Origin of the sequence: Microcystis sp. LE19-41.2A (assembly GCF_027530405.1) — a bacterium.
In the GTDB taxonomy this organism is placed as follows: Bacteria; Cyanobacteriota; Cyanobacteriia; order Cyanobacteriales; family Microcystaceae; genus Microcystis; species Microcystis aeruginosa.
Genome location: NZ_JAPZQJ010000279.1, coordinates 1 through 4,828, shown reverse-complemented (window position 1 = coordinate 4,828; position 4,828 = coordinate 1). Strand labels below are relative to the sequence as shown.

General features: G+C 44.1%; 7 protein-coding genes and 2 pseudogenes. 3 read left to right on the top strand and 6 right to left on the bottom strand.

Annotated features, from left to right (window positions below):
• From O9290_RS11935 to rpsO, 4 genes and pseudogenes are all read right to left on the bottom strand, one after another.
• A pseudogene (locus O9290_RS11935) lies at positions 1–369 on the bottom strand (Uma2 family endonuclease); the annotation flags it as partial.
• Positions 370–433: 64 nt separating this feature from the next.
• Positions 434–1,489, bottom strand: a complete 1,056-nt coding sequence (aroF, locus tag O9290_RS11930) for a 3-deoxy-7-phosphoheptulonate synthase (RefSeq protein ID WP_002763017.1) — start codon at positions 1,487–1,489, stop codon at positions 434–436.
• 58 nt (positions 1,490–1,547) lie between these two features.
• A complete protein-coding gene (locus O9290_RS11925) occupies positions 1,548–2,012 on the bottom strand; it encodes a PAM68 family protein (protein ID WP_002763019.1) in 465 nt (154 codons plus the stop codon).
• A 24-nt stretch (positions 2,013–2,036) separates the two neighbouring features.
• Positions 2,037–2,306 (bottom strand): 30S ribosomal protein S15, encoded by a 270-nt coding sequence (gene rpsO, locus O9290_RS11920; RefSeq protein WP_002738807.1) that lies wholly within the window; start codon positions 2,304–2,306, stop codon positions 2,037–2,039.
• A 118-nt stretch (positions 2,307–2,424) separates the two neighbouring features.
• On the opposite strand from rpsO, the gene O9290_RS11915 reads away from it, so the two are divergent.
• The 3 genes from O9290_RS11915 to O9290_RS11905 all read left to right on the top strand — a co-directional run bounded on the left by O9290_RS11915 (position 2,425) and on the right by O9290_RS11905 (position 3,637).
• Positions 2,425–2,607 carry a hypothetical protein gene (locus tag O9290_RS11915; RefSeq protein WP_288056460.1) on the top strand — a complete coding sequence of 61 codons (183 nt, stop codon included), beginning with the start codon at positions 2,425–2,427 and terminating at the stop codon, positions 2,605–2,607.
• Positions 2,608–2,624: 17 nt separating this feature from the next.
• Entirely contained in the window at positions 2,625–2,954 is a 330-nt protein-coding gene (locus tag O9290_RS11910; protein ID WP_002738864.1) for an NAD(P)H-quinone oxidoreductase subunit M, read from the top strand.
• Between the two features lie 521 nt (positions 2,955–3,475).
• Positions 3,476–3,637 (top strand): hypothetical protein, encoded by a 162-nt coding sequence (locus O9290_RS11905; RefSeq protein ID WP_155119788.1) that lies wholly within the window; start codon positions 3,476–3,478, stop codon positions 3,635–3,637.
• A 31-nt stretch (positions 3,638–3,668) separates the two neighbouring features.
• Here the strand turns inward: O9290_RS11905 and O9290_RS11900 are convergent.
• Positions 3,669–3,865, bottom strand: a pseudogene (locus O9290_RS11900) (hypothetical protein); the annotation flags it as partial.
• Between the two features lie 144 nt (positions 3,866–4,009).
• On the bottom strand, positions 4,010–4,828 hold an 819-nt coding region (locus O9290_RS11895; protein WP_288087088.1), incomplete at its 5' end, for a bluetail domain-containing putative surface protein.

The following is a 4,828-nucleotide window of genomic DNA, read 5'->3' as shown; positions in this document are numbered from 1 at the left end:
ATCTTCAGTTAAATTAATCCTTTTTCCTAGCACTTTAGCTTGATTTTGAATATAGTAGGCATTATCGGGTTCTGCTCCTCGTTCTAAATCTTCCCTAGCTAGAGTTGTGGAACCCATACTTTTAATTTTTAAACCCAATTCTACCACCAAAATCCGAATAAACAATCCGATTAATTCTCGATAAAACTCGTGTTCTTCTAGGGGCATAGTAATTTCTAAAGTGCCACGATCATAAAATAAATGGGCGCGATTATTTTCTCCTAGTGCCTGTAAAATTTGCTGATAGGATAGCCAATTGAGATGATTAAAAACTACCCGTTTCTCACCCCTAATTTGCTCAGTATTTAACTCCAGAGGAACTGTCACCATAACTGCCCCGAAAAGCGAAATTTATGCCCAAAAAAGGGGGTTGACTCACCCCCTGATCATCTTATCAAACCAGTGCCGGAACCTGGGGCCAACGCCCGATCGTCTTACCAATGACCGCTAACTCCTGAGTTAATCGATCGAATCGGTCGGGGGTCAAGGATTGCGGCCCATCAGATAGGGCCTTTGCCGGGTTAGGATGTACCTCGATCATCAAGGAATCGGCCCCGGCTGCTAGGGAAGCCATGGCCATGGTCGGGACATATTCCCATTTACCCGTACCGTGGCTAGGATCGATCATGATCGGCAGGTGAGTTAAAGTTCTTAAAACGGGAATACAGGATAAATCTAGGGTATTGCGAGTATATTTACTGTCAAAGGTGCGGATACCGCGTTCGCAGAGAATGACATTGCTATTTCCTGCTGCGAGGATATATTCTGCCGCCATCAACCAATCTTCAATAGTGGCCGCCATGCCGCGCTTGAGTAGGACCGGTTTCGGTTGCGCCCCAACTTTTTTCAGGAGGGAAAAATTCTGCATATTGCGCGCCCCCACTTGCACCACGTCGGCTATTTCGACAATCTTATCGAGATCCGCTGCGTCCATTACTTCCGTGATAATACCCAAACCACTGGCATCTCTAGCCGCCGCTAGTAATTCCAAAGCGCTTTCCCCGTGACCTTGGAAAGCATAGGGAGAAGTGCGGGGTTTGTAGGCACCACCGCGGAGGAATTGCGCTCCGGCTGCCGCCACTCGTTTGGCAGTTTCCACGATCATCGCTTCATTTTCCACCGAACAGGGGCCGGCGACAATGCTAACGGTATGATTTCTGCCGATGGGGATAACACCGTTAGGAGTGGGGACTAAAACCTCGCTGTATTCGCCGTGACGGTATTCTAAAGAGGCGCGTTTGAAGGGTTGTTCGACTCGCAGGACGGTTTCGATCCAAGGGCTTAATTCTTGGATTTGTAGGGGGTCTAATTCCCTGGTTTCTCCGACTAAACCGATGACAACTTTATGCTTACCGACGATTTTTTCGGGACTTAATCCCCATGCCTCGAATTCGGCACCGACGCGCTCGATTTCAATTTCCGGGGAACCAACTTTCATGACAATAATCATGGCATTAACCCTTTATTTTTTTCTTTAATCTCTATTGTTGACGATTTCTAGAGGTTATCTATTTTTCTTCCACTTCTTTTTTGCCGGACCGCCACGCGGCGATCGTTCTGCCAAAATTAGCTTGAAATTCTTGCCATCCTAGCCAATCCCCCACCCGATCCTCATCCCAAGAAGCGGAGAAGATGCCATAACTCAGACCGATGAAACCTAGACCAAATAGGCTTAAACTGACGAGCATGGCGACGTAGGAAGGGATTTCGAGAAGATCGTGGCTAATAATCCAGTAGAAGCCAAAAAAGGAAGCTATCCCCAGTGCCGTCGGCAGGCCACAAAATACCGCCATCCGTTTGGCCATCCGTTGACTGACCACTTGCGGAATCGCCTTTAAGCTGGTTTCCTCGGAGCGATTTTTTAGGGGCGGTGGCACGGGACTAGGGGCAATTTTCGGGGTTTTTCGCTTATTTTGGCGCGGCTCAAAGGGGAGACGTTCTTTTTTCTCCGTCGATTTCGATTCAGAGGCCATGGTAGGGATGCAAAGGGGGTATGCTTAACGGCGAATTCCGAGACGACCAATCAGGGTTTGATAACGTTGTTGATCTTTCTTCTGGATATAGGTTAACAGTCCCCGACGACGACCGATCATCTGGAGTAATCCCCGACGGGAAGCATGGTCTTTCGGGTTAGCTTTCAGGTGTTCGGTCAGTTGGTTGATTCTCTCGGTTAAGAAAGCTACCTGTAACTCCGATGATCCTGTATCAGTTTCGTGGGCCTGATATTGGCTGATTAGTTCTTGTTTTTTGGTCTGGGTTAAGGCCATAGGACTCGTGATCTCTGCTTAAACACTGCAATCTATCATAGTATCACGTTTCTGGTCGATCCGTAAACATTGTTCGGGGGGCAGGAGATAGGGTGATAGGTTTTGGGGTGATAGGGTGATGAGACAGCTTCCCCACCTCCCCACTTCCCCACTTCCCTATCTACCCCACTTCATAATCCATAATTCCCACACCCCACACCCCACACCCCACACCCCACACCCCACACCCCACTTCCCCACTTCCCAATTCCCAATTCCCCAATTCCGCAAATCATGGCAAAATCTTAGACATAGCGTCTAACTTACCCTGAAGATTCCATGCTGTTAAAATCCACGACCCGTCATATTCGCATTTATACGGCTGAAGTAAAAAATAATCAATTAATCGAGAGTAACAATGTCTTGACTCTTGATGTGGATCCCGATAATGAATTTAATTGGGAGGAAGTGGCTCTCAATAAGGTTTATAGTAAGTTTGATGAATTGGTAGAGTCCTACAATGGGGAAGAACTGAGCGAATATAATCTCCGTCGCATCGGTTCAGATCTAGAACATTTTATCCGTTCTCTCCTGCAAAAAGGCGAAATTAGCTATAATCTCAATGCCAGAGTCCAGAACTATAGTATGGGTTTACCAAAATTAGGGTGAACAATTCCGCGTCAGTACCCACCCGCACACCTAGAAGGGTGGGGAAGTTGCATCGCGGCTCTTCTGGTTTCTGTGTGGAAACGAGGTCTATACTGATAGAATATCCGCAAAATAGCCCTAAAAGTCTTGCCCGATAAGCATTTCACGATTCCATAAGCAAAAATTATCACACAAAGTCGAGAAGAGCCATTATACCAAATACAAAATGAATTACACAGGATTGGAGCAGCAAAGCAAGGAATCACAAATAGCTGAATTAGAGCTATTTATAAAAAGTGTAATGGATTCAAGAGAACTGAAACGAGCGCTCTCAGTAAAGATGTAGATGTCTCTCGAAGGTAAAACCTGTGAAGAAATCAGCAGAATACTCTGTGTCAAGCAATCTTTTATATATTACGGTCGAAATATATTTAAAATAAATAGAAGGAATTAGAATAGGATATAAAGGCTCGATCGGATATTTAACAGATGACCAGATAAATGAAGTGATCGGGTGGTTAAAAGCAAAGATTTATTGGAACATGGATGAATTAATCGATTATATCAGCCAACCTTATGCTGTTATTTACAAATCAAAACAAAGCTCTTATCATTTGTTTTTGCTGGCGAGTATAAGTGGTCAAAAATCTCAAAAAAGTCAGCCAAAATTTGAGCAAGAGTTAGTCGAAAATAAGAAGAAATAAATTCAGAAACTATTAGCTGAAAACAACGATGCAATATCCAGACTTCTTCTCCACTGAGTAACCAGACTTTATAGAGTTTGTCAGCGAAACGTTTTTTTGTCTTAAAGTCCAGAAAACGGGTTTCTCAAAGAAAACGGGTTTCTCAATAGTTTCTTGAAGAAACCCGTTTTCTAGGTGACTTAATGCTTCTTTCCAGGGTTCATCATAATTGGCGGTTGTTGGGTTCATTTGAGTTGTCCGCTTACTCTTAGGTGTAAAGCGCGATAGCGTAACGCACCGATTTAATAATAGAGTTGGTGCGTTACGGCGGCTTGTTAATTTTGGTTTTTTGACGGAATTGATAGCCGCCTAACGCACCCTACGCCTACTTAATTAAACAAAGAAATTACCCATTGGAATGTTCCCTAAAGCTGGTAAAGTGCCAGTAAATCCAGTGATATTTATTAATAAATCATTGCTGGATTGGAAGCCAGCCGTGCTATCATTAATAACGAGGTAGGTTCCAGCTATTGCACCGGTTGTTACCTGCACTAAGGCGGCACTATTAACCGCTAATTCTTGATTACCTGTAGTCGCTCCATTGGCATCAGTAAATACTTGATTGATTAAATTCTGTAAAGTGGTGACAGTGCTATTAGCATCGCGACTGAAATTGCTAGGCGCACTCGTGGCGTTTCCAGCTTGAGTTAATAAGTCGATTTTATCACTATTGATGGCAAAATCTGTGATACGATCGCTTGTTGATATGGTAGATTGGCCAAATTGGAAGACGAAGATATCTGCACCTAAACCACCAGTTAAAGTATCAATTCCCGCACTTCCATTGATTTGATTATTGCCACTATTTCCAGTGATATTATTGTTACCAGCGTTACCCGTACCATTAATATTATTACTGCCAATTAGTCTGAGGTTTTCGACATTGTTGGGTAAGGTGCGAGTGAGACTGCTTTGCCAAGTATCAGTAATGATAACTTCTCCTATTCCCCCTTCGGGATTGATGGTAGCATTAACCGGATTGGAGAGGGTGACGGTGAAGACTTCATCAGGTTCATTAAGGTTATCATTGAGGATGGGAATGCTAATAGTAGCGGTGGAAGTATTAGGTGCAATGGTGATAGTTCCGGTTTTGCTAGTGTAATCTACATTGGCGGTAGCGTTAATGGGTGCAGTGGTATAGTTGAAGGTAAT